At 47.1% G+C, this 22,402-nt stretch carries 18 protein-coding genes; 5 read left to right on the forward strand and 13 right to left on the reverse strand.

Translation table 11 applies throughout. The annotated features are described in order from the left end of the window. Position 1 precedes the first annotated feature (1 nt). The 3 genes from KOE27_RS12030 to KOE27_RS12040 all read left to right on the forward strand — a co-directional run bounded on the left by KOE27_RS12030 (position 2) and on the right by KOE27_RS12040 (position 2,428). Positions 2-415 carry a hypothetical protein gene (locus KOE27_RS12030; protein ID WP_215239127.1) on the forward strand — a complete coding sequence of 138 codons (414 nt, stop codon included), beginning with the start codon at positions 2-4 and terminating at the stop codon, positions 413-415. Between the two features lie 75 nt (positions 416-490). Continuing rightward, positions 491-1,960: a CAP domain-containing protein gene (locus tag KOE27_RS12035; RefSeq protein WP_215239128.1), complete on the forward strand. Its 1,470-nt coding sequence runs from the start codon at positions 491-493 to the stop codon at positions 1,958-1,960. 183 nt (positions 1,961-2,143) lie between these two features. Then, the gene (locus tag KOE27_RS12040) at positions 2,144-2,428 is read left to right on the forward strand and encodes an HU family DNA-binding protein (RefSeq protein WP_215239129.1); all 285 of its coding nucleotides are present in this window, start codon (positions 2,144-2,146) and stop codon (positions 2,426-2,428) included. Between the two features lie 268 nt (positions 2,429-2,696). Here the strand turns inward: KOE27_RS12040 and KOE27_RS12045 are convergent, their stop codons facing one another. The 8 genes from KOE27_RS12045 to KOE27_RS12075 all read right to left on the reverse strand — a co-directional run bounded on the left by KOE27_RS12045 (position 2,697) and on the right by KOE27_RS12075 (position 11,261). Beyond that, positions 2,697-3,485, reverse strand: coding sequence for a phytanoyl-CoA dioxygenase family protein (locus tag KOE27_RS12045; RefSeq protein ID WP_215239130.1), 789 nt, complete (start codon positions 3,483-3,485; stop codon positions 2,697-2,699). A gap of 11 nt (positions 3,486-3,496) precedes the next feature. Then, complete coding sequence (locus KOE27_RS12050; protein WP_215239131.1) at positions 3,497-4,783, reverse strand: MFS transporter; 1,287 nt, start codon at positions 4,781-4,783, stop codon at positions 3,497-3,499. Continuing rightward, complete coding sequence (locus KOE27_RS12055) at positions 4,780-5,664, reverse strand: sugar phosphate isomerase/epimerase family protein (protein WP_215239132.1); 885 nt, start codon at positions 5,662-5,664, stop codon at positions 4,780-4,782. Before KOE27_RS12055 ends, KOE27_RS12050 begins: the two co-directional genes overlap by 4 nt. A 23-nt stretch (positions 5,665-5,687) precedes the next feature. Then, positions 5,688-7,049: a Gfo/Idh/MocA family protein gene (locus tag KOE27_RS12060; protein WP_215239133.1), complete on the reverse strand. Its 1,362-nt coding sequence runs from the start codon at positions 7,047-7,049 to the stop codon at positions 5,688-5,690. Beyond that, entirely contained in the window at positions 7,046-7,777 is a 732-nt protein-coding gene (locus tag KOE27_RS12065) for a 3-keto-disaccharide hydrolase (protein ID WP_215239134.1), read from the reverse strand. The genes KOE27_RS12060 and KOE27_RS12065 overlap by 4 nt, the downstream gene beginning before the upstream one ends. Positions 7,778-7,873: 96 nt before the next feature. Next, complete coding sequence (locus KOE27_RS29845) at positions 7,874-7,996, reverse strand: hypothetical protein (RefSeq protein WP_255573756.1); 123 nt, start codon at positions 7,994-7,996, stop codon at positions 7,874-7,876. A 35-nt stretch (positions 7,997-8,031) separates the two neighbouring features. Further along, complete coding sequence (locus KOE27_RS12070) at positions 8,032-10,677, reverse strand: DUF7133 domain-containing protein (protein ID WP_215239135.1); 2,646 nt, start codon at positions 10,675-10,677, stop codon at positions 8,032-8,034. 377 nt (positions 10,678-11,054) lie between these two features. Further along, positions 11,055-11,261: a hypothetical protein gene (locus KOE27_RS12075; protein WP_215239136.1), complete on the reverse strand. Its 207-nt coding sequence runs from the start codon at positions 11,259-11,261 to the stop codon at positions 11,055-11,057. Positions 11,262-11,806: 545 nt separating this feature from the next. Here KOE27_RS12075 and KOE27_RS12080 point away from each other — a divergent pair. Both KOE27_RS12080 and KOE27_RS12085 read left to right on the forward strand, forming a co-directional pair. Continuing rightward, positions 11,807-12,406 (forward strand): hypothetical protein, encoded by a 600-nt coding sequence (locus KOE27_RS12080; RefSeq protein WP_215239137.1) that lies wholly within the window; start codon positions 11,807-11,809, stop codon positions 12,404-12,406. Positions 12,407-12,489: 83 nt separating this feature from the next. After that, positions 12,490-13,077, forward strand: a complete 588-nt coding sequence (locus tag KOE27_RS12085; protein ID WP_215239138.1) for a hypothetical protein — start codon at positions 12,490-12,492, stop codon at positions 13,075-13,077. 121 nt (positions 13,078-13,198) lie between these two features. Here KOE27_RS12085 and KOE27_RS12090 read toward each other — a convergent pair whose 3' ends face one another. The 5 genes from KOE27_RS12090 to KOE27_RS12110 all read right to left on the reverse strand — a co-directional run bounded on the left by KOE27_RS12090 (position 13,199) and on the right by KOE27_RS12110 (position 22,318). Continuing rightward, positions 13,199-14,026, reverse strand: coding sequence for an SGNH/GDSL hydrolase family protein (locus KOE27_RS12090; protein WP_215239139.1), 828 nt, complete (start codon positions 14,024-14,026; stop codon positions 13,199-13,201). A gap of 106 nt (positions 14,027-14,132) precedes the next feature. Beyond that, positions 14,133-15,527: an enolase C-terminal domain-like protein gene (locus tag KOE27_RS12095; RefSeq protein WP_215239140.1), complete on the reverse strand. Its 1,395-nt coding sequence runs from the start codon at positions 15,525-15,527 to the stop codon at positions 14,133-14,135. A 96-nt stretch (positions 15,528-15,623) separates the two neighbouring features. After that, entirely contained in the window at positions 15,624-17,072 is a 1,449-nt protein-coding gene (locus KOE27_RS12100; RefSeq protein WP_215239141.1) for a hypothetical protein, read from the reverse strand. A gap of 140 nt (positions 17,073-17,212) precedes the next feature. Then, positions 17,213-18,862 carry a RagB/SusD family nutrient uptake outer membrane protein gene (locus KOE27_RS12105; RefSeq protein ID WP_215239142.1) on the reverse strand — a complete coding sequence of 550 codons (1,650 nt, stop codon included), beginning with the start codon at positions 18,860-18,862 and terminating at the stop codon, positions 17,213-17,215. A 27-nt stretch (positions 18,863-18,889) separates the two neighbouring features. Next, positions 18,890-22,318, reverse strand: a complete 3,429-nt coding sequence (locus KOE27_RS12110) for a SusC/RagA family TonB-linked outer membrane protein (RefSeq protein WP_215239143.1) — start codon at positions 22,316-22,318, stop codon at positions 18,890-18,892. Positions 22,319-22,402 lie beyond the last annotated feature (84 nt).

Genomic DNA, 22,402 nt, shown 5'->3' on the forward strand with positions numbered 1-22,402 from the left:
CATGAAACATGTATTAATACTGGATACCAATCCATTGCCTCTAAACAGCAGGCTGATGGATTTACCTGAAAACTGCCGGAACGAAGTCATGGTGGAGGAAGTAAAATACATCTACCAGGTCATAAGAAAGCTGCTCTTCCGGCCAAAAGATCGCTTAAGCCCCGTTCCCAGTGAATATGATCTCCTCATCGTAGGCCTGACTTCCACGGATGAAGATTACGAAAAAGTAAATTTCATTCGTTACATCAAGCGCAACAAACCCGAACTCCCCCTGCTCATTTTCTCCCACAAGGAAAAAGACTGGCTGATCAGGCAACTGCTCATTATTAAAAATCATGAGCTGGCTCCCATAACTGACCGTCGGGATATCCGCGAAGTGGTGGAAACGTTCCTGGAAAGAGGAATTCTTGACTGACGTTTTTCCACCCGTGGCACGGCTTGGAGCCGTGCCACGGGTCAGTACCTATCTCTCACACTAACTCCGGTACGAATGAAAAGTTATGCTCTTCTGCCTTTCCTGGCAATTTGTTTTATGCTGCCCGGCCAAGTGTCCGGACAATCCCCGGTTGACCTTACAACCAATATCAATCTTCCCGACGACGTCCCGAATACCTACACCAATTCGTCCTCCGGCGCAGCCACTTTCAGTTCGACCTTACAGATTGTGGCAGCCTTCAATTATGCACGGCGTCAGGAAGAAATCCAGATGGGAATGGGGGCCAATGTGCTCGGCAACCTCACGCTTCCCGCAGATTTTGCAGCTGCTACACCTCAGGAACAGGCATTATATCTGATAAATGAAGAACGCAAGGCACGGGCAGGACAGGATTACCCAGGCAGCACAGCCGTACTCGGTCTGCCGCTGGAAGGACTGGAAGCAAACCTGAGCGCCATAGCCCAGGGCCATGCCGACGATATGAGCACCAACGGTTTCTTTGGTCATACCGGCTCCGACGGCCTCAGTCCTTATCAACGTATTTCCGCAAGCGGTACCTTCGGAGCCGGCTGCAGCGATAACAATTTTGCCTACGCCGAAAATATTTACAGCAGTTGCAATTTTTCATCTGTACCGCCGCCAATGGGTGTTACCCCCACTCCAGCACCATTTTTAACAGCTCAGGCCATTTACAGCTGGCTTTATCGGGACGCGGGCAGTTCCTGGGGGCACCGCCGCGCGATTCTGATCCAGAATACGGATTCTTATGGGGCAACGGGGTATGATAATGACAGAGCCTCTGCCAGCAGCGAAGGTTTTCTGGGCATTGGTGTGGTGAGTGTTATCAATTATGCAGGCTGTACCGCCCCAGCGGGCTTCTACAGTACCGGCAGCCATGTTGTGGTCATGAATGTGGCCGACCCGGTTGCCACTGGTAGCTGCATATACGCAGTTGAAGAAAACCCGCTGCCTGTAAGCTTGATTCATTTCAGTGCTAAAAGAACCGGACTAAAGACCGAACTTTCATGGACAACCTCTTCGGAACTGAACAATTCCGGATTTGACATAGAAAAGAGTAATAACGCTGTTTCATGGCGTGTTGCGGGCTTTGTTGACGGGGGTAATACATCATCTATGACCAGAACCTACCACTTTTCCGATGACGAGACAACCACAGATCCGGTCTCGTTTTACCGCCTGAAACAGATCGACATGGATGGTACCTTTGAACACTCCCGCATCATTTCAGTGACAAATACGATAACCCCTGAAAGTGTATACATCTATCCCAACCCCGCAAGACAATCGGAAATTAATGTTTTCCATCCCTCACCGGAAAACTGCACTTTTCAACTGGCAGATGTTGCAGGTAAAAAGTATGAACTGACAGTAGCTCATGCCGTGGGAAGTAAGCGGGCTATACTTGCAACGCACGCCCCCGTTAACCGGGGACTTTATTTATTGATGATCTACGATAGCCAGTATCACACGCTGGTTACGAAAAAGTTAATACTTGATTTTTGAATTAACGGGTCATCCTTTTCGACGGAACAAAAAAATCTGATAAAGGCGATGCTATCACCTGGGTTTGTAGTATTTGCAAAAAATTGTAACTGATTGATTTCTTTATCGTTGCGATTCGACAGTTTTTAAACCAAAGATCGTAGATTTGTGAATCAGGTATCATCTACAATTTTTTCAGGTTTTATGACAAAAGCAGACACCGTTTCAAAAATAGCCGATCAGACGGGTATCCAAAAGGACCATATTGAGCAGGTACTGGAAGAATTTTTCCTGACCGTAAAAAACTCGATCAGTGAAGGAGAAAATATTTACATACGCCGTTTTGGCAGCTTCATTGTCAAGAACAGAGCGGCCAAAACGGCCAGAAACATTTCTCAAAAATCGACAATTATTGTTCCGGCCCAATCCGTACCCTTTTTCAAACCGTCACAGGAGTTTGTGTCCCAGGTGAAGGAGGGTAAAAAATAATATTGGAATCTTCATTGGATCTATATTCCGGCCGCCACAGCCGCCGGCGTCATTCACGCAGTGATTTCGGGCAAATGGCAGCAACAGAGCCGAGCAGATGACGGCTTATATCGTAAAGAAAAAATTACTCAGGCAGACAAACCGGAAGCAGCGGCTCGCTTTCAGTTTGTCTGAGTATTTTACTTAGAACAGATTCGTCTGAGACAACTACACCGTCTCCTATTCAAAACACTACCCTGCTCTCCCCAACACCCCAGTCAGCCCACTATTACTTCTCAAGAAAATCAGCGTCATCCGATATGCTGATTACTTCTTCTTTTAGCAAATCTCCTGTAAAAGGAATCACGGGCGTATAGCTGCTGGTGTGAATATCTTTGTAAGGCTTGTTGCTTGCAAGATTATAGGCCGTAATAATAGACCAGCGGGGCTTATCCGAAAGGTTGGCAGCAGAAGCATGTAATATATTACAATGAAAAAAGGCAGTATCGCCAGGGTTCATTTCCAGGTAGTCAAGAGGCATAATCTTGAGTGCCTCATTGACCTTCTCCATATCCGCACCTACCTGCTCACCCGAAAATCCATGTTCAACGCGACCCATTTTATGAGACCCGCGGATCATTTGCATACATCCGTTTTCTTTGGTAGCGGCCGTCAGCGCTGTAACCACACTGAGCATTTCAGGAAACAGAAAACCATTGTTTTTATACCAGTAACCATAATCCTGATGCCACTCCCAGGCCCCCCCGGTTCTGGGTTCTTTCTGCATGAGTTTGGAATGATAATGCGCTGCTTTTCCTCCCAGTATTTGCTCCACTCCTTCAATGATCCGGGCTGAACGGGCAAATTTGCTGTACAGGCTTTCGTCCAGCGAATACCATAGGGCAAGTTTGGTTTTAAGGCCGGAGGCATCCGTACGATCATAACTTTTCTTGCTGATCAGGTCATCTTCCGTAGCAATTTTATAAAGCAGGCTGATCTCCTCTTCTGAGAAAAAATTTCGTACGACCACGTAGCCATCGCGGTGATAAGCAGCGAGGTGTTCCTCTGTGAATTTCATAATTTTAATGTTTAAGATTTTACAGCGTCAATATCAGGGACAAGAAAATGGATGAGCACCAGTGCCAGGGAATACATGGATGCTGCTACGATGAAAATACTCTTGTAACTACCCGTGGCTTCCAGCAAATGACCCGTTGCGGAGGCCATTAACATCCCTCCCACAGCACCTGCCATGCCGATGAAACCAACCACGGTACCAACGTCCCGCTTGGGGAAAAAATCGGTGGCGAGCGTATACATATTAGCCGACCAGCCGGTATGTGCCGCCATGCCCAACCCAATCAGCCACACAGCCGGCCACAGTTCAGCAATGCCCGATACCCAGTAAATGGGAATCACTAGCAATGCGCAAATCAGCAATGTGGTTTTCCGCGCCGCGTTGATCGTCCAGCCCATTTTCAGGAATTTGGAGGAAATCCATCCTCCACCAATACTCCCGGCGTCGGCGATCAGATATGCCGTAATGAGGGGCAAACCTATTTTATCCAGCTGCAAGCCGTAAGTTTGGCTCAGAAACTTGGGAAGCCAGTACAGAAAGAACCACCAGATCGGATCGGTCAGAAACTTACCAACGGCCACAGCCCACACTTTGCGGGTTCTCAGTATCTGGAGCAACGGGGTCGGTTGCTCCGAAGTCAGATCAGTATCTGCCTCAATGATTTTCAGCTCCGCAGTATTCACCCCAGTATGCTGAGCAGGTTTGCCTGCCAGTTTTACCCAAAAAACCAGCCAAATAAAACCCAGAGCCCCGGTAGCAATAAAGGCCCACTCCCAGCCAAAGTGCAAAGCTATGGCCGGTACCAGCAACGGCGCCACGATGGCCCCTATGTTGGACCCTGAATTGAAAATGCCGGTTGCCAGCGCCCTTTCCTTTCGCGGAAACCACTCCGAAATGGTTTTGATGGCTGCCGGAAAGTTACCGGATTCACCAATTCCCAAAGCCAGCCTTGCCAGCCCGAAACCCGTTGCCGTGCGGGCGAGGGCATGGGCCATTGCAGCAAGTGACCATAAGGTGATGGATAAGATAAAACCTCGCTTGGTTTCTAAAAAATCAATCAGCTTGCCTGCCAGCAATAACCCAATGGCATAGGAAAACTGGAAGGCCGTTACGATATATCCATACTCAACCTCCGACCAGCCGATTTCACTTTGCAGTTGCGGCGCCAGGATAGCCAGTACCTGCCTGTCCACATAGTTAATCGTTGTTGCAAAAAACAAAAGCGCACAGATCCACCAACGCATGAACGTAGGCTTTTGAACTGCTGCCAGTGATGATGGTCCTGTCTGTACTTTCATTTACCGCTTTCCAGTCGTGTTTTGTAATCTTTCCATACCGCCATGGTGTTTTGAATGAGCGTCTGCTTATTACCTCTGATGTTATAACACTGTACGCCAACGGGCCCTTTGAACCGAAGATCTTTCAGTATATACCTGAGCAAACCGTAGGTATCAAATGTGCCGGTGCCCAGGGGTAATATGTAATCGTTCCAAACACTTTTTTGCTTTGATAGCACATCGTTTGCCCCGCTGATGGTGATCATTTTCAGATAGGGTTTCAGTTCCTTTAAATGCGGCCTTAAACGCGAACGCTCCTGTTCGGATGTGGTTGCGAGCCAATGACACAGATTAAAAGTCATTCCGGTATTCTTCCGGTTGATTTGCTTAATCAAGGCAAGCGCATGATCCGTCCGTTCCAAATAAAATGAATAGTGCGGGTATAGTGCCATCTGCAGGCCCGCCTCATCCGCCCAGCCTGCAAGCTGCCTGACCAGACGGACCACCAGCGTATCCGCATCATGAGAGGAGGGTTTATAACGTTTGGATTCGCTCACGATATACGGAGCAATGATGGTTTTGCTGCCTTTGAGTCTGCCCATGTATTCCTGCAAACGGGGATCAATATACGGCTCTTCCAGTTTGAGTTTGACGTAAAAATAAGACCCGGTCATACCATACTTGTCCAGAGCCGCTTTCATACCGTCAAAACTTTCAGCCTGGTTGATCTCCACACCGTCAAAACCGGCGTTTTTCAAAAGCTCCACCTGCTTGTCAAAAGTATTGTAAACCGAGTCTCCCCGGATGATATTATGCAAAGCAAAGAAATCGTTGGTTACCTTTTGAGCCCGACCTTCCCCAAAAAAGAAAATGGTGAGCAGGATGACTATAAAAGATTTCATAAACCCGGTATGATGTTGAACAATCACATGATCCACTCTTTCCTGGCCAGAGGTGCTGCCAGCAAAGCATTGGCCGCATTGTTACCTTCAAATAATTCCTTCGCCGGATCCCACTTGAGCTTTTCTCCAGTCTGACAGGCAATAAGCCCTATCTGCGAAATGGAAATGGTCCGATGGCCTACCTCGATTGGCTCCAGGGTTTTACGATTCGCTTTGATCGCCTGTATGAAATCTGTTTTATCCCATTGAGTCTGCGAGAGATCCAGCTCCCCGGCGGACGGCCTGGAAGAGAGTATCTTCGGATTACTTGCCGTGGCCACACCCGGAAATCCGTCAATCAATATCCATCCTTCCGAACCGATATATTTGATGGATGGCTGGCTGGTCGGGGTTTGCACACAGGTTAGTTCCATACCGTTTGCATAGTGATAAGTAACCTTGAAATTAATCATGCTATTCCAGAGGCTTTTTGGAAATTCACCTTTTCCTTCCACTGCAATTGGCCCTGAATACTCGCTGTTATTAGCCCATTGCGCCATATCAAAATAATGAGCACCCCAGTTGGCAATCATACCCTGAGCGTAAGTATCCACCCTCATCCAGTTCGGACGTTTCTTGATGTCAAACGGGGTATGCACACGCATGTCGGTATAGGGTACATAAGGCATCGGGCCGAGCCATAGGTCATAATGAAGCTCTTTGGGAACGGGCATGTCCGCCTGTGCGGGCACCGGAGGCGGATCTGACGGGAACGATACTTCCACCTTCTGTAACTTACCAATCCGACCGTTTCTGACCAGCTCTACGGCCAGGTTCTGAGGTCTTACGGAGCGGAACTCACTGTCTGTCCTGTTCACTACTCCGTATTTTTTTAATGCCTCCACCAGCTCACGTCCCTGATGAACGCTCATGCTGAGTGGCTTTTCACAGCTAATATGTTTTTTTGCTTTTGCGGCCAGTATGCCCATCGGCACATGCCAGTAATCCGGGGTCGAAATCATGACGGCATCTATATCCTTTCGGTTAAGGATTTCGCGAAAATCGGTATGTGCCGAACACCCCTTGTATGTTCCGCCTGCCGAATTTTTGGCATAATAAGCGTCAACAACGGACTTTGCCTGGTTCATGCGCCAGCTATCTGCATCACAAACCGCAACAATCTGAGCATCCGGAATTTCCAGCAGCCCCGGTACCCGTGTACCAATACTTTTCATATCCGAACCCTGCATATTTTGCCCCAATCCCTGCCTTCCCGTACCGATCATGCCAACGGTTATCCGGTTGGACGGTGCATTTTTTCCAAAAACCGATGCCGGAACAATGGTAGGTATACCCATTGCAGCCACAGCGAGTGAAGATTTTTCTATAAAATTTCTGCGGTTCATAACTCTTTAATTTTTATATTCCTGAAAGCCACACTATGTCCATGATCCTGTAACAGGATACGTCCCTCGGGTATATCGGCAAAGCCCTGGTAGTCTTTAAATTTACTATCCGCTACACCTTTCTTAAAGGCTTCATCGGTTCTGTTCACACTGAGTACCTTTTTCCCGTCAAGCCAGTGTTCAAGGTGATTTTTGTTAACAACTATTTTTGAAGTATGCCAGATTTCCAGTTGCACATCGGGTTTCTGAGCTGCTACTACATCATAAATAGACGCGGTTTTCAAGTCCTGCGGCAGATGTTTATCCATATAAATATAATCCGCATCATCAATCAGCTGGTATTCGTAACCTGCCTGAGACCCCTTCGCCGGTTTAGGCTGCCGCTCTTCTATAAAATATTTCACACCCGAATTGCCTCCTTTTCCAAGTTTCCAGTCAAATACCATTTCAAAATTCCGGTATTTTTTCATTGTCACGATGTCCCCTCCATCACCTGATTCCGCTCCGTCGGATAATTCGCCGCGCAGTTCTCCGTTTTTCACCACCCAACCGTGCGAAGGAAATTTATCAGAATAAGCACCACGCCAACCATTTGTAGTTTTACCGTCAAAAAGTAATACCCACCCGCTCTTTTGCTCGGCCGGAGTGAGGCTGTTCATTTTTTGACCAAAAGAAACGAATTCCAGAAAAAGGGTAAATGCAAGAATACTGGTTAAGGTTCGGAACATGTGCTTATTATTTTTTAGCAAAAATCAGGCAAAAATCAGCATTTTTCTAATGATGATTTTGCAGATAATGTTTTATAATTTGCACTCTATGGTTACTTATATGTCATCCTGCAAACAAAACAACAGATCCACCCAGGATCGTCGCACCAGTGTCACGGTCCCCGTTTCCTGATCCTGGAATACAAAAAACCGGCTGATGTATCGTGTGGTTCGTTTCATCAGCCGGTTTTTTAAAATGCCTGCAAACACCTGCCCTATTTTTTTTGCTGAGATAAAAAAGTAATAAGCGAAGCAAATTCTTCATAAGATAATGCATTGGCCAATCCGCTTGGCATCATCGAAGATTCCATTTCTTTGCGGGAGATGACATCGGCGGCTTTGATCGTATATACCTGACCGGTAATATCTCTCAGCACCAGTTTTTCTGCCGATTCTTCGGTAACAAATCCCATATAACTTTTGTCGCCTTTGGCCGTAATCAGTACCGAGGCAAACCCCTGTGAGATAGAAGCATTTGGTTTCAGGATAGATTCCGCAATTTGCTCACGCGTCATGATAGAGCCGATCTGCCCCATGAAAGGCCCTTTCATGGTTTCGCCCCTACTGATACTATGACAGGCCACACAGCCTTGTTTGGTGAACAGCGTTTTGCCCAGGGCCGCATTGCCGCTGATTTTTGCCATGGCAAGCATCACATCCTCAATGGACGCCTCGCCCACCTGTCCTTTTTTGTTTCTGATCTTGTTAAGATCCACTTTTACTTCCTCCTTCGCCGCAACAACTTCCTCCCCCCCAAATTCCGGGATTTCCATGCGATGTCTGCTGTTCAGATCAGCAAAAAACTGTTTATCTGCATTGGGTTTATTAAATTCGGACAAAAGCAGGCTCTTAATAACATCCGACGAACCCCAGGTTACTGACTTGTAGTAAGGCCCATGGGTATCCGGCCGGGTAGACCACCACCAGGAACCGTCATAAGCTGCTTCCTTTTTATAGATCCTTGATAAAGTAGTCAGAATTCCCCTTTTCAAGGTTGTATCTTTTGTCCTTTTGTAGGCAGTGATCAGGCCGTTGGCAGCCTGGGAATGATGCATATAACGCAACGCCCAAAGCGCGAGCGCAGAGTTTTCGGTTCCGATTGCTTTTACACAGGCATCCACAGCATTGATACTCACCAGTGCACGTACGGCAATATGTGCGGGAACGATTTCAGAATTAGGGGTAGCATGCGGCCCTTCAGTACCTTTTGCCAGGGCAACTAATGACTTTGGCACTCCGGTTTTAAGCAGAGCAGTCGCAGCTTCCACCCTGCCCAGCCGTCCCAGACCCACCGCGGCCGCAACACGCACCCGAACGGAGGGATCTTGCAACCCCTTTATAAAGGGAGCGACAGGAACATTTTTGAGGTAACCCTTTCTGTCCGCAAGGGCCCGTAAGGCAAATTCCCGGATAGCACTGTCAGCCGTCAGCTTCACCAGCTGAGCGGTCCCATTCATTCCGGCTACCTGGGCATAGGTATATATCCCCGCTACCCGGATGTGCAGCGGTAAGGTTTTGTTACTGGCAATGTCCCAGGTTGCGGCCGCAACTTCTTTTACGGGACGTTTCAATAATTCCTGCTGCGCAGCCAGGCGGGCTACGGCCCCCTCCGTCTGCAGCAGTGATACAAGTTCCCTTACCGAGGCTTTTGTCACATCAGGAAAAGACTGGTACTTCCAATCCCTGGGAACAGCACGTACTACAAAACCTTTTCCGGGATTTCCGGAGTACCCGGCTCCGTCCCACGCAGCCAGATACAACACGCCGGAGCCGTCAACATCCAGATCTGTAACCTGCGAAAGTTTGATAAACTCTTCCTCCGTTTGCTTAAAAGTAGGTCCGTCGGCATCCACACGGTGGGCATATACCTGGTTTCTCCCCCAGTCGGCCATCATGGGTATATGGTTGTATTTTGCCGGCCAGCGGGCATCATCCATAAAAAGAGAACCCGTACCGGATCCTCCGCCAAGGTCAGCCAGGGCCGGGATGATCTCATCCGTAAAATGTTTGAAAAGAACAGGATACCCATATTCCCCGGACTGGATCTGATGACTGAACCGGATGTTCCATCCTCCACCGTCATTGGTGTTGTCGCGGGTGAAGATATTCATGTAAGGATCAATGGCAACATCATATATATTACGTAAACCATGCGAGTAAACCTCCATTTCCTTCCCGTCTGGTCGTACCCGCACGATGCCGCCTCCGAGCATAGTCATCTTTTTTCCCGATCGGTCCACGGCCCCATGGAAACCAAAATCTCCGACAGCAATGTATATCCATCCGTCTATCCCCATACGTATTCCGTTGGTCGCGTGGTCCGTACCGCGGTTTTGCAGAAATTTGGGAGAACTTATATTTTCTATCAAAGGTCGGGACGGGCCATCGGCCACGCCATTGTGGTCTTTATCTTCAAAAACTACCAGTGCCATCCCGCTTGCCTTTCCTGTCTCTTCCGAAAATGTGGTATGTAATACAAAAACCTGATCGCCCTGTACAATGATACCACGTGGGTTATCTGCCCTGGCAAATACAGTATGGGTGTCAGGCGTCCCATCATGGTCGCTATCCACCAGCCGGACGATACTTCCTTTACCGGGCTCCTTACCCAACGACCCCATCATGTCTACTCCTACGTACACCTCCCCGGTCGCGGCCACAGCCAGACAGGCCGGGCTTGGGGTGACATCAGAGCCAGTAAAATGCCTGATATCGAGCTCATCAGGCCAGCTTTTTGCATTGGGAAGAGAATCAGCATTGACAGCTGCCTGTCTCTGGGTTGGCTCAGTTTTTTGACCGATCGGATTGAACCACACAAACATCAGAAAAGCTGAGAACAAACTGAATGAAATTTTTAACATTTTAAGGTTTTTTTAGATCTGGATTTTCGCCCGATGCCGGTAAAAAAAAACACAGCAGCATCTGACATATTCATTCCGGCAAAATAGAAAATAAATGGAGCCGATTCAATCTAAATATCCTCAAAGCGGGATAAAATTACCGGAACTACTTTCGATTGGCCTGATCTACACCTCAACAGAACGATAAAACAAATCTTTTCCAAAACAAAAAAGCACCGGGCCCTGGCCTGGTGCTTTTTAACTCCTTCTTCCTCGAAGCCTTTACCACTCATCGTAATTAATCAAATAACTAAAATCAGGCTGGCCGATCCTATCCCAAAACCTTAGAGATGTATCAGAAACGCAGTGTGTGTAAGGGTGAGAAATTAAAAAGTATATTAATTTAGCGACTCCATTTTAGACGCAGAAGCAGCACGTGCATTCCCACCCGGCGTGAACTCACCGTTAATCCATCGTACAAAATTTATAGACTGGGTCTGATACATTTGTGCGGATAACGGCTTCAGGTTGGATTCACTAACTTCTTTCAGATACAATTGTAATAGTCTGTTAATTTCTTTAAGATACTTTTCCTCGGTTCTCATACAATTAGAGGTGGTTTAGTGAGTGACTGACATTAATATTGTTATGTGTTGCTAAAAATTTGTATACAATATTACTTCATTCTAATTCCTTCCTATATATAAATGGTATATGACCGCCCCTTTTTGGGGTGTCCAGCAGTTTTACCGGGATTACCATAAAATTACCTAGTACAAATTCTTCTAATTATTCAATTTGGATGCAGATCCGTTGCCTGTCCGGCCGCCCCGGAAACCTGTATCTGACAAGTCTGGATGAGATTTACCCAAGCTCCACTCAGAAATTTCAACCAGACAAATCTGCGGCTTAAACAAAAAATACAATACTAATATTTTAATATACAGTTAGTTACCACAACAATAATGTCTGACCGTATTTCTTCAGATACTGCGTTTTACGCCTGTTTTACCAGCATCTCAAACGACATTGACAGAGATATTTCCCTGCCCTGGCACGTTTGTTTACTATGAACCTGAAATGAACGGGGTGTACACATACAAATACAACACACTTCAAATCAATTAATTAAATTCAAAATCAACGAAATATGGAAACCAGCAAATTCAGGAAGATATTCAGGTATTGTGTTTACATTTTATTGATCGCAGCCACGACCGTAATCGTAAAACATTTCACAACCCCAGAACCGATTGACACGGCATCCAATAAGGATCTGACTTTATTCATTGAGAAAGCGATTTCTGAAATAGACCAGAAATTAAAAAGTAACGAAACACGGCCTGATATCGCCACAGCGTTGTCATGGCATCAATCACACGCGGTACTTTACAACAATGCCCGCAGAAACAGCGACAAAGTGGTTAAAGAGCAAAGTGAAGTACTGAAAAAAAAGATACTAAAGGTGCAGGCTCAGGATTTCCCAAAGCTCAGAAAAGAATATGCGGACTCAAAAAAAGAGATACTTGCCGGGGAGCATATTACCATCAACACATCCGGAAGCGCCGAGGAAACCCTGAGATTTACCGGGGCATTATTTGAACCCTCAGGTAATAAGAAGAAATTCATGAGGGATATTGACGAAATTGTAAAAGACCTGCGGTTTAAAAGGGTGGTTTTTCAGTGGCCGGGAAAAGATACCGACTCCAGCGATTATGAAATAAATTCCAAAGACGATGATGAAATCTAGCAAGTGGTACTGAAAATCACTGCCACAAAAAGTGGCCTTTTGCGCAGAGGCGCGTCTACAGGAGGTCACAAAAAAACGACTTTATGAAAAATTATATTTTGTCCCTTGCAACAGTTCTTTGTCTGCTGTGTACTTCGGGTGCGTATGCACAGGATTTATCTGCAGAAACACTTCTGGACCAGGCAGTTTCGCTTTCTAAAAACGGTGATGAAGCGGAAGCAGCAAAAGCGCTGGCCGAAGGTACCACGGCCTTGGAAAATGAAGCTAAAAGTTCCGGCGGAGACCTTAAAGATAAAATCCTGAGCAAGGTGGGTAATTTGAAATCCCTCACACCGCTCGCCTCCTCAGGGAAACTCCAGACTGGCGTATTGGCAAAAGCAGTGAGTGCTGTAAAAATGCTGCTGGGCGCCAACAGGATCAGCACTTTGCTGGGCAAAGGAGAATCTGGTTTGCTAGGAAAAGCATCTAGCGTTACCAGCAGTCTGGGCCTGATCAAGGCGGGCACGTCCATTCTTGGCTCGGATTCACAAAACCAGCTCAACGGATTAATCAGTGAGGCAACCAAGTCAGCTAGCGGGCTTGATAAAAAAGGGACCGTCGGAAAACTTGCCGCTGCTGCATCTTCCAAGCAATTAGGTAGTATTGTAAAACTGGTAGGTTCGGTTTTGTAAAAATTTGCTATTTCAACGTACAAGAAAGCCAGCCGTGATACGAACTCCGGCTGGCTTTCTTGCAGGCTATAGGGCTAACATGCGTTACCCCATCCTAAAAGGATTGCATGGCAAATCAATGTTACTTCAATTTCTTCCATTTTTTCTCCAGCATTGCTGCAATTACCTCATAACCTTTGTCTGACGGATGCAGTCCGTCGTACGTCATATTAACGGCATCGGGCGGATAGGGATACGCATCCTTACCCGGCTCAAAAGGAATATGGGTGTACTCCGGATAGGAATAGTTTTTATACTCACCGCTAACCGGGTCTTTCAGTCTCTTAAAGTTAACCATATTTTCCAGGGTTATCCCACTGTCATGATAAAGGTCAGCCACTGGTATTCCTTCATGATTTCCTATGGCCACCACCGCGTTGGCAAACTGTTCCAGACTTTGTTCTTTCTTAGGTTGGTATGACCCAAATGCATTATTGCGGGCGTCGTTGATATAGACAAAATCTCCGCGCTGCATCGGAGTGATCAGTATGATCCTTGCCTTTTTATTCAGTTGTTTTAATTTACTGATAATCACCCTGAATGCACCATAAACTGTGCCTGTACCCGTATTTTGTTCATAATCAGAGAGTGTACCCAGCGCTTTTCCCTGCCACCAGTCGTTAGTGCCCAGGAACACTGTATATACATCTGCCTTCACCAGCCCAATTGATTCGATTTTATCAGCGATATTGACGGAAGTCCAGCCGTTATGGCCCTGGTTGATATACTGCACCCGCGGATACTTTTCGGTAATCAGCGTCATGTACCCTTTCGTAATCCGGTTACCGGTTTCATTCTGATGATCATTCAGGTAAGTAATGGAGTCCCCGATGGCTACCCATGTAATTTTACGAGGAGCGGATGCCAGTGTTAAGAAGAGTAAGATAATAAGCGAAAGGAATCTCGTCATTGCTTTTAAATTAAAGTGTACCTACCATTGGTAATCGGATCTCCGCGGTTTTTACACCTGGCCCTGCATCATTCATTCTTAGTACCTGCCGGCTTTTCCTTTTCTCTCATTTAAACATTTTTTCATAATGGACCGGCGAATCAAAAATCCCGCCGCTGGTTTCATAAAAATCTGGACCGAGCTCGAACACCCCTCTTTTTACATTTGCCCATGCGGCATCCGGCTTAGGCAGGTATTGGCGCATCTGGTCCCAATTCTTATAGTTCATATCTCCATTGGTTTCCAAAAGCCCCATGGATAACCCCGGAAAGGGGGTCAGTCGTGCTGCCAGGTTTTTTTGCCAGTCCACCAGGATGGGATTAACCGTGAGATCCGAACAGGCACATGGAATCTGATGTTCGTGGGCGATGGACGCAATTTTCAGGGAAAGGCTTAACGTTTTGGCCACCCCCTTCAGAATAATGCCACGGTAGCCGAGTTCAATACATTTCAAAGTACTTGCTTCATCATTTGCCCTTTCATCTGCTGCAATGCGTATGCCCAGGCCACCCACTTCTTCATCGTTGGTATCCGGCAGTGGTTCCTCAATGAAAAGAATATGTGAAAAAGCGCCAATTTTATGGGCATGGTCAATCAGTTTTTCCAGGGTTTCTCTTTTCTCATACCTACCGTTGGAATCCAGGGTATACAGAATCCTGCTGTCCGGGGTATGTCCGCTGGTTTTGTTTTTTAATGCCTCATGAATCTGAGCCAGCCGCACCTTGTCTTTTTCAAGCATTTCGGACTGGCTGCCTGGCTGCCCTGTTTTAATTTTTATAACAAAATATCCCTGCTCAACAGCCCGGACAATATCACTGACGGGCATCCCATAGGAAACCTGGAACATCACGGCAACCTTTGGGTTTTTATGGGCCAGTGCGGGCTTGAATTTCTCCGGTATCATGGCATCATAGGTATTAAATCCGTTTTCCCTGGCATATACCATCCATGCAGCGTTGTCCACGCTGATGAGGGAATTCAGAATAAAATTAATACTGACGCCCGGGTTATCGGTCAGCTGGCGGGCAACCGGAATCAACGCAGGAATGAGTTGTTCGGTCAATCTGACGGGGTTATCAAAAGGGATATCTTTGACCATCTGCAGTGCCCGTTGGGTTACGGAATACATGAGGGCATTTCCGGCGGCCTCGGGGTATTGGGCAAACAGATCGGAATCACCGTAAAGCACACTTTGCGTACCGAGCCCTATCCCACTGTACTGCCCGGTTGACAACTTGGAAATTGATTGCCAGAGCTCTGTAAGATATCCCCCTTTAAAACCAAAAGGACGTACCAGAGGCTCTCTTTCAAAATTCGAATTAATGGAAGTAATTTTCAGCATACGATGTTTTTGCGAAGATAGCTCCGAAGGCTGATTTCCCAGACAAACCATCATAGCAGCCGCTCCGGATTTCTTCAGAAAATCTCTCCTGTCATATTTTTTTAACCCGATCCCGGACATTTTTATCTTCCTGTTTTAGGATAAAGTCTTTTCATGCCCGAATATAACCACATCTTCACAGTCAAAAAATCATTTGAATTCATATCATGGAATTAATCATTTTTCCAGCAATACATGGATGGCTTTCAGCAGGACCGGTTCAACTTCGGGGGCGACGTTCGAAGCAAGCTCACTCACTTCGTAACCTCCTTTCTCATAAGCCATAGCAGTACCTATATAGCCGGGCCCCAGGTCACCATAGGCAGCCATCGCAACGAAAAGGTCGGGGCGGTGCGCTTTTGCCGCCAGCTGATACTCCACAAAAAGCTCGCCCGGCATATAAAGTATCCTTGCATTTTTAAGTTTAAGACAGCCTATTTCAATTTTTTTACCACTTTGACTTCTCCTAAGCCAGGCCATTGTTCGTGCATTACCCCTGTTTTCCAATAAAAGCGCACGGTCCTTTTTCAGGTCTTCCTGCATTTTATACAAATGCTTAGCCGGTGGCAACGCAACTGGCTCTACCGTCCAGCCGATATCTCCGGCCGTCAGCGGTTGCCTTTTCGTGGATTCCCAGGCGCGCTTCATACCATCCGCAAGACGTTCAGCAAGTATCAAACGATTTCTCCTGGATCCATCATTGTACTTCCCTGCTGCAATGTTACCACCTGCGCCGTTAAAGTGAACATGGAGGGGATCCGGCTCCGCCAGCTGACGGTAAAAACGGGCAACACCGGGAAAATCGGGATTCACTACTCCGGTACGATAATAACTCTGGGGATGGGTGGCGTAGTAACTCAGTACGGCCACGGGCTTTTCGTTATTCCAAAAACTGACCATGGACAACTCGGGATCTATCAGTCCCTCGGGTTCGGCCCGGAGCACCGAATCCCTGGTCGTAGACATTCTTGTGACCCTCACCTTGCCATCCTTACCATAAATATTCCGGTTGGAGGCCACCTTGTACACCTGTGCCTTACCCAATCCGATATGAGTGACAGGCTCTGATTTTACAAGAGAGGCTTTTACTGCCGCTGTCAGATTCCTGAGGGCCTCTCTGGGAAATACTCCGTCGAAGTTGGTAGGACGAATTTCTGCGGGATCTATGCCGGCTTCAATGAGGATCAGCTCCGCACCAGCATCGTAACGCGGAGCATCATGCTGGTGTAAAACATGGACGGCCACGCGTTGCGGAATGGTACCGGCAGCTACTGCCAAAGCATTTTTAAACTGATCCATCCCCTCGTTTCCAATTTCCAGCCAGTCCACCGCACAGAGTACAACAGGTTGTCCGGCACCGAGTAAGACGATCCCTCTGGCCCGAAGCCCCAGATCCCATTTATTGATTTCAATGTCATAGGCAAGCGGGCTGCCTACCGGCGGGGTTACATCCACATCAAATACGGATAACCTGAGGGTATCCATAGTATGAGAAAAGTGGTTTGACTTCGCTTTCACCCAGCCTGTCGGCGCCAGCAGCGTTAAAACAAACAAAAATGTGGTTGTGAATATAGTACCTGGCCAGCCGAAAGAGGAGGCCCTGGAGTTCAACAAGGTTTTACGCATGATACTCGGTTAGTTAACTGAAACATCCGGATGGTTATGTTTAAACTTAAAATATCAAAAGGCAAAAGATATAGCTAAAAAACACAGGTTAATGCAACCACCTCCGCAGCTGCATTAACCTAAACATAACTTACTGATGATCAATAATTAGGATTCTGTTTCAGTTTGGCGTTCTTATCTATCACCACTTGCGGAATGGGCAGAAAATAATTCTTGCTGGCAGAAAACAACCGCCCGCCGTTGGGTGCTTCAATAACTGAATACACCTTTTTACCGCCTTCTTTTACAATCCGCATGGCATGAAAAGATCCGTTTAATGTTTTTTCCGCCATTTTGAGCCTTAACAAATCCGGCCATCGCTTTTCCTCAAACGCCAGCTCAACCCTTCTTTCCTGCTGAATCCATACCCGCATCTCAGCCTGCGTGAGTCCCTCTTTAAGAGCAGGCAACCCCGACCTCGCCCTCACTTTATTAACCGCCTCATAGACCGACTTATCCGGACCTGTTGCTTCGTTGGCGGCTTCGGCATAACTCAAAAGGACTTCGGCATAACGGAAAATAACAAAATGAGCACTGCTAAGCTTCTGATCCCCGATCGGGAACTCAAACCTGGGGTTCAATCCTTTTCGCAGGTAGTATCCAGTATTGGTGGCTTCGTTGGCACTGGACAAATCCAGGGTATTTTTTGAGTTGGACCCGATCCACATTTCCATTTCGTATCCCAGCCAGGTACATCCGTCATAGATAATAGATTCATAAAATCTTTTCTCACGGTTCCGATACGGATTTTGGGGATCATATCCGGAGGCCGGATCTGTGATGGGGAGACCGTTCGCCATATAATAGGAGTCAACAATTTCCTGTGTCGGGTTGGGTGCGCTCCATGCCCGCTGTGTCCCCCCCACAAACCAGGCACCATGGAGGCCCTCCTTGCTGCTGCCCAGCGCAGTACCTCCCAGGTAAGCCTTATCGAAAATAACTTCGGCATTGTTATTGTTTTCCTCGTAAAACAATGTTTCCAGGTTAGGGAAAAGACTATAAACATTGAGGTCCATCACCTGTTTATTGGTTGCCGCAGCAGCAGCCCACAATGCCTTATCGTTCTGCGGGTTATTCAGTGGGCTTGCCTGAAAAAGTTCACACCAGCCTTTCAGCGTCAGTGCAGCACCCTTGCCTACCCTTCCCGCTTCCGGGCTCGCTGGCAGATCACTGACAATGGCCGCGCATTCATCGGTAATGTACTTAAAGGTTTCCTGGGAAGTACTCCGTTCCCTGAAAATCTCATCGCCCTGCTCGGCACGGTTCAATACATCGGATATAAGAGGTACCCCACCATACCGGACCCAGAGCACCTGATAAAAGTAGGCACGTAAAAAACGCGCTTCACCAATCCTTTGCTTCTTCCAGGCTTCAGGAAGCGATGATGCAACAACCTTCTCGATAAACAAATTACATTTTCTGATTTTAGCGTAGTTGGTGGTCCACTCGTCCCTTACCGAGCCCGGGGTATAACTGGACTTGGCATAGGTTGTAAAAGTATACCCGGAAGACGAGCCCCGCATGGTGTTATCCGAAAGACTTTCGTCCGGATCGTTCGTCGTAAATGGTCCCAGCAGACTTCCGTAGATATCATTGAGAAACATGTCCGCGTTGCCTGTCGACTCCCATGCATTGTTATCAGAAACCTGGTCCGTTGGTGTGACATCCAGATAATTGTCACACGCTGTGAGCAGTATGATACAAAGCACTGTTACAATTTTTGTATACAAATGGTTGGTTATTGCTCCCATAACTATTGATATTTTTATCTGTATAAATTAGAATGTAATGTTCAAACCCAATGAAATAACTCTTTGCTGAGGATAGTTAAGTCCCGAGCTCACAATATTTTCGGGATCATAGTTAACAATCTTTGTCCAGGTGAGGATGTTCTGCCCTGAAACAAAAACCCGGACATTCTGAAACTTCACCTTTTCAAGGATCACAGCGGGCAGCGAATAAGACAACATGGCACTTTTCAACCTCAGGTAGCTGGAATTATTCATCCAGAAAGAGGAAGTTTGCGTATTGTTGGTAGTCGGGGCGCTGGTGATCCGGGGGTTTTTCGCATTGGTATTTTCAGGCGTCCAGTAATCCAGGTTTTCCTTCACAGGGACTGTTCCGCCATAAAAAGCCCAGGCAGCGTATAGGCTGGTATAAAAATTGGTTTTGGCAGCACCTTGAAAAAGCAGATCGAGGGTTATCCCTTTGAACTTCACAGAAGGCATCACACCATAAATAATCTGCGGAACATCCGAATGCCCGATCACCGTTTCATCATCGGTAGTGATTTTACCATCGTTGTTCATATCAGCATATCGGATATCCCCTGGCTGAACTTTACCCCAGGGCTGTACGGCTATACCTTCCTTAAGAGCACCTGTTGAGGTAAAATCATCCACCTGGAAAAAGCCGAGTGATTTGTATCCGAACTGGGTCCCCAACGGCCTGTTGGTTCTTCTTCTATTCTCATTGTTATAGGTTGAAGCGGTTTCAAATACCCTGAGAAGAGAGTTCTTTGCATAAGTAAAATTACCCGTCAGGGATACCTGCAGGTCCTTTGTCAGACTATGTGTGGTGCTGACGGACAGGTCAATTCCGTTATTTTTCATTACACCCGCATTGACCTGGCTCAGCCCTATCCCGTATTCAGCAGGCACGGTTACGTCAGGATTGGTAAGCATATTGGATCTTTTTTCAAAAAAGTAATCCGCTTCAACGGTCATTTTACCCTTCCATAGTGTTGCTTCAATACCAATATCGGTTTTCTTTGCCCGTTCCCAGGTGATATTCGGATTGGGTTCCGTACGTTCCCTGGTGCCCTGAACTGCCTTGTTGCCTAACACATACGCAGGTCCGTAAACACCGTAGGTGCTCAGATATTGAAACGCGCTTCCCGCCAAAGCACCAACTTCTCCGTAAGACGCTCTTACTTTCAGGTTATTGATCCAGTTGAAATTTTCCCTGATGAAATTTTCCTCGGATAATCGCCAGCCCACAGAAAACGCAGGAAAAAACCCGAACTTTTTACCTGGGGCAAAATAATAACTGCCATCATACCGGCCACTGGCTTCGAAGAGGTACTTGCCGTCATAATCGTACTGCGCACGATAAACAAGGCCAACCTGACGGGCCTTGCTGGAACTGCCGGTATTGGAAATATCGGCCTGGTTTGAACTACCCAGATCGAGTTCATCAATACCCAACCCGAAGTTTTTACGGGTTGCACCAAAAGAAAGCAGGTCGTTTCCTTTGGACTCAAAAAGCGCCAGCAGCCCTATGCCATGTTTTTTAAACGAGCGGTTGTAATTGATACTGCCCTGAAATGTCAGCTGTGAGGCACGGCTGTAACTTTCCGTTAACTCCGCCGCTGATCTTTCGGCATACGAAACGGTGTATTGCTTGGTAGTGCTGTTCAGTGACCACACCGGTATCGGTTTCAGCCAGTTTTTGTTGAACGTATGGGTTGGGTCAAAGGCAACGGCACCCTTTAATTTCAGCCCTGGAACGAAAGAAATATCCTGGTCCACAGATAACTGCGAGTATATCTGCGAGGTGTTTGTTTTGCGGTAACCGTCACTGTGGATCAGCCCCGCCAGCAGGTTCCCATCCAATCCGTTGGAATAAACCTGCGTCCAGGATGGCTGGGCGTTTGTAATGGTAATGAACATCCTGTCTGTAGTAGCCGAGGGGTAATGGTTATTTTGCTCTCTTCCTTTGAGGCCGAGTGATACTTTTGTCGTTTTGGTAACCTGCGCATCCAGGTTAAAGTTAAGGTTGAAACGATGCTGGAAGGTTGCACCAAAAAGCCCGCCTTCATACTGATATCCCAGGCTGCCGTAATAGGTAACTTTGTCGGTACCACCAGACACCTCTATGTTGTGGCTGGTAAGCGGCGCATTTTTATTGACCAGGTCCCAGGGACTGTTGTTGGGATAATTGTCCGGGTCGGAGCCATCCTTATATTTCTGAAGTTCAGCTTCGGAGTATTTCGCAGGAAGGCCTTCGTTTTTTGAAGCCGCGTTAACCAGGGAAGCATATTCAAAGGAATTTGGATATTTGGTCAAAACGGTTGGGTTCTGAAAACCGATATATCCGTTGTATGACATAGTTGGGGCTCCGGTTTTCCCTCTTTTAGTGGTAACCAAAATTACCCCGTTAGCTCCTGCCACACCGTAGGGAGACACGGCCGCGGCATCTTTCAGCACTGTAATACTTTCAATGGAATTAGGATCCAGATCCTGAAATGACCTTGGAATGTTGTCAACTACAAGCAGGGGTTGGTTGTTCCCTGTGGTTGCTATCCCTCTGATATAAATGCTGGAAGCATCCCTGCCCGGTTCTCCCGAACCCTGCCGGAAGATCACCCCCGGCACCCTGCCACCCAGCCCGTTGCTCAGGTTCGCAATGGGTGTTGAAGCAATTTCATCCCCCTTTAAGGTAGAAACCGCAGCTGTTACGGATGTCTTCTTTTGCGTTCCATAACCTACCACCACCAACTCATCGAGTGCTTTAGTATCCGCCTTCAGTACAATTTCCAGCACAGAACGGGTACCGACGGGTACCTCCTGGCTCACGTACCCTACAAATGAAAACACAAGTACGGCTGCCGGGTCGGCCACCTCAAGAGAAAACGCTCCCTGATTATCCGTCGTAGTTCCCTGGTGCGTTCCCTTGATCAGAATACTTACGCCGGGCAACCCCTCTCCTTTTTCGTCAATCACCCTGCCGGTAAGTACCGGCAGGGCCTCTTTTTCCTGAACCTGGCCAGTCTTTTCCGAAGGGACGGAAGACCTTTTCGTTTCTTTAACCGGATAGATAATGACGCTTTTATCCAGTTGCCGGTAGGTCAGTGAGGTTTCCCGCAGTCCCAGATCCAGCAATTCTTTAACCGAATAAGAAGCCTTTGGCAGGCTGACATGAAACATACTAACCTCCCGCTCATTGTACGCAAACCGCAGGCTCGACTGCTTTTCAATTTTACTGAAAAGCGATTTTAGCTTCTCGTTCCGGAGTTCCACTGTAACCCGGACTTCCTCCAGCTTCTGACTGTGAGCTGTACCAGCCCATAATGCCTGAGCGCTGTAAAGCGCACAAAAGATGTAAAAAAAACTTACCCTCATCACAAATTGCAAAGTAGGTTGATGGAAAAGAAGGAACATACTCCTTCTTCCGGGACCCTTAGGTTCCGTAATGAATAAATTCATAACTTGTAAAGTTTTTTGGGTTAGACCATAATTTAAAAAACACCTATCGAACCATCCGGGCTCCATCCGGATGGTTTTGACATA

Source organism: Dyadobacter sp. CECT 9275 (genome assembly GCF_907164905.1).
GTDB classification, from domain to species: Bacteria; Bacteroidota; Bacteroidia; order Cytophagales; family Spirosomataceae; genus Dyadobacter; species Dyadobacter helix.

Coding starts and splice junctions, on each gene's coding strand:
- KOE27_RS12030 (WP_215239127.1), top strand. CDS start 2: ATGAAACATGTATTAATACTGGATACCAATCCATTGCCTCTAAACAGC.
- KOE27_RS12035 (WP_215239128.1), top strand. CDS start 491: ATGAAAAGTTATGCTCTTCTGCCTTTCCTGGCAATTTGTTTTATGCTG.
- KOE27_RS12040 (WP_215239129.1), top strand. CDS start 2,144: ATGACAAAAGCAGACACCGTTTCAAAAATAGCCGATCAGACGGGTATC.
- KOE27_RS12045 (WP_215239130.1), bottom strand. CDS start 3,485: ATGAAATTCACAGAGGAACACCTCGCTGCTTATCACCGCGATGGCTAC.
- KOE27_RS12050 (WP_215239131.1), bottom strand. CDS start 4,783: ATGAAAGTACAGACAGGACCATCATCACTGGCAGCAGTTCAAAAGCCT.
- KOE27_RS12055 (WP_215239132.1), bottom strand. CDS start 5,664: ATGAAATCTTTTATAGTCATCCTGCTCACCATTTTCTTTTTTGGGGAA.
- KOE27_RS12060 (WP_215239133.1), bottom strand. CDS start 7,049: ATGAACCGCAGAAATTTTATAGAAAAATCTTCACTCGCTGTGGCTGCA.
- KOE27_RS12065 (WP_215239134.1), bottom strand. CDS start 7,777: ATGTTCCGAACCTTAACCAGTATTCTTGCATTTACCCTTTTTCTGGAA.
- KOE27_RS29845 (WP_255573756.1), bottom strand. CDS start 7,996: ATGAAACGAACCACACGATACATCAGCCGGTTTTTTGTATTCCAGGAT.
- KOE27_RS12070 (WP_215239135.1), bottom strand. CDS start 10,677: ATGTTAAAAATTTCATTCAGTTTGTTCTCAGCTTTTCTGATGTTTGTG.
- KOE27_RS12075 (WP_215239136.1), bottom strand. CDS start 11,261: ATGAGAACCGAGGAAAAGTATCTTAAAGAAATTAACAGACTATTACAA.
- KOE27_RS12080 (WP_215239137.1), top strand. CDS start 11,807: ATGGAAACCAGCAAATTCAGGAAGATATTCAGGTATTGTGTTTACATT.
- KOE27_RS12085 (WP_215239138.1), top strand. CDS start 12,490: ATGAAAAATTATATTTTGTCCCTTGCAACAGTTCTTTGTCTGCTGTGT.
- KOE27_RS12090 (WP_215239139.1), bottom strand. CDS start 14,026: ATGACGAGATTCCTTTCGCTTATTATCTTACTCTTCTTAACACTGGCA.
- KOE27_RS12095 (WP_215239140.1), bottom strand. CDS start 15,527: ATGTCCGGGATCGGGTTAAAAAAATATGACAGGAGAGATTTTCTGAAG.
- KOE27_RS12100 (WP_215239141.1), bottom strand. CDS start 17,072: ATGCGTAAAACCTTGTTGAACTCCAGGGCCTCCTCTTTCGGCTGGCCA.
- KOE27_RS12105 (WP_215239142.1), bottom strand. CDS start 18,862: ATGGGAGCAATAACCAACCATTTGTATACAAAAATTGTAACAGTGCTT.
- KOE27_RS12110 (WP_215239143.1), bottom strand. CDS start 22,318: ATGAATTTATTCATTACGGAACCTAAGGGTCCCGGAAGAAGGAGTATG.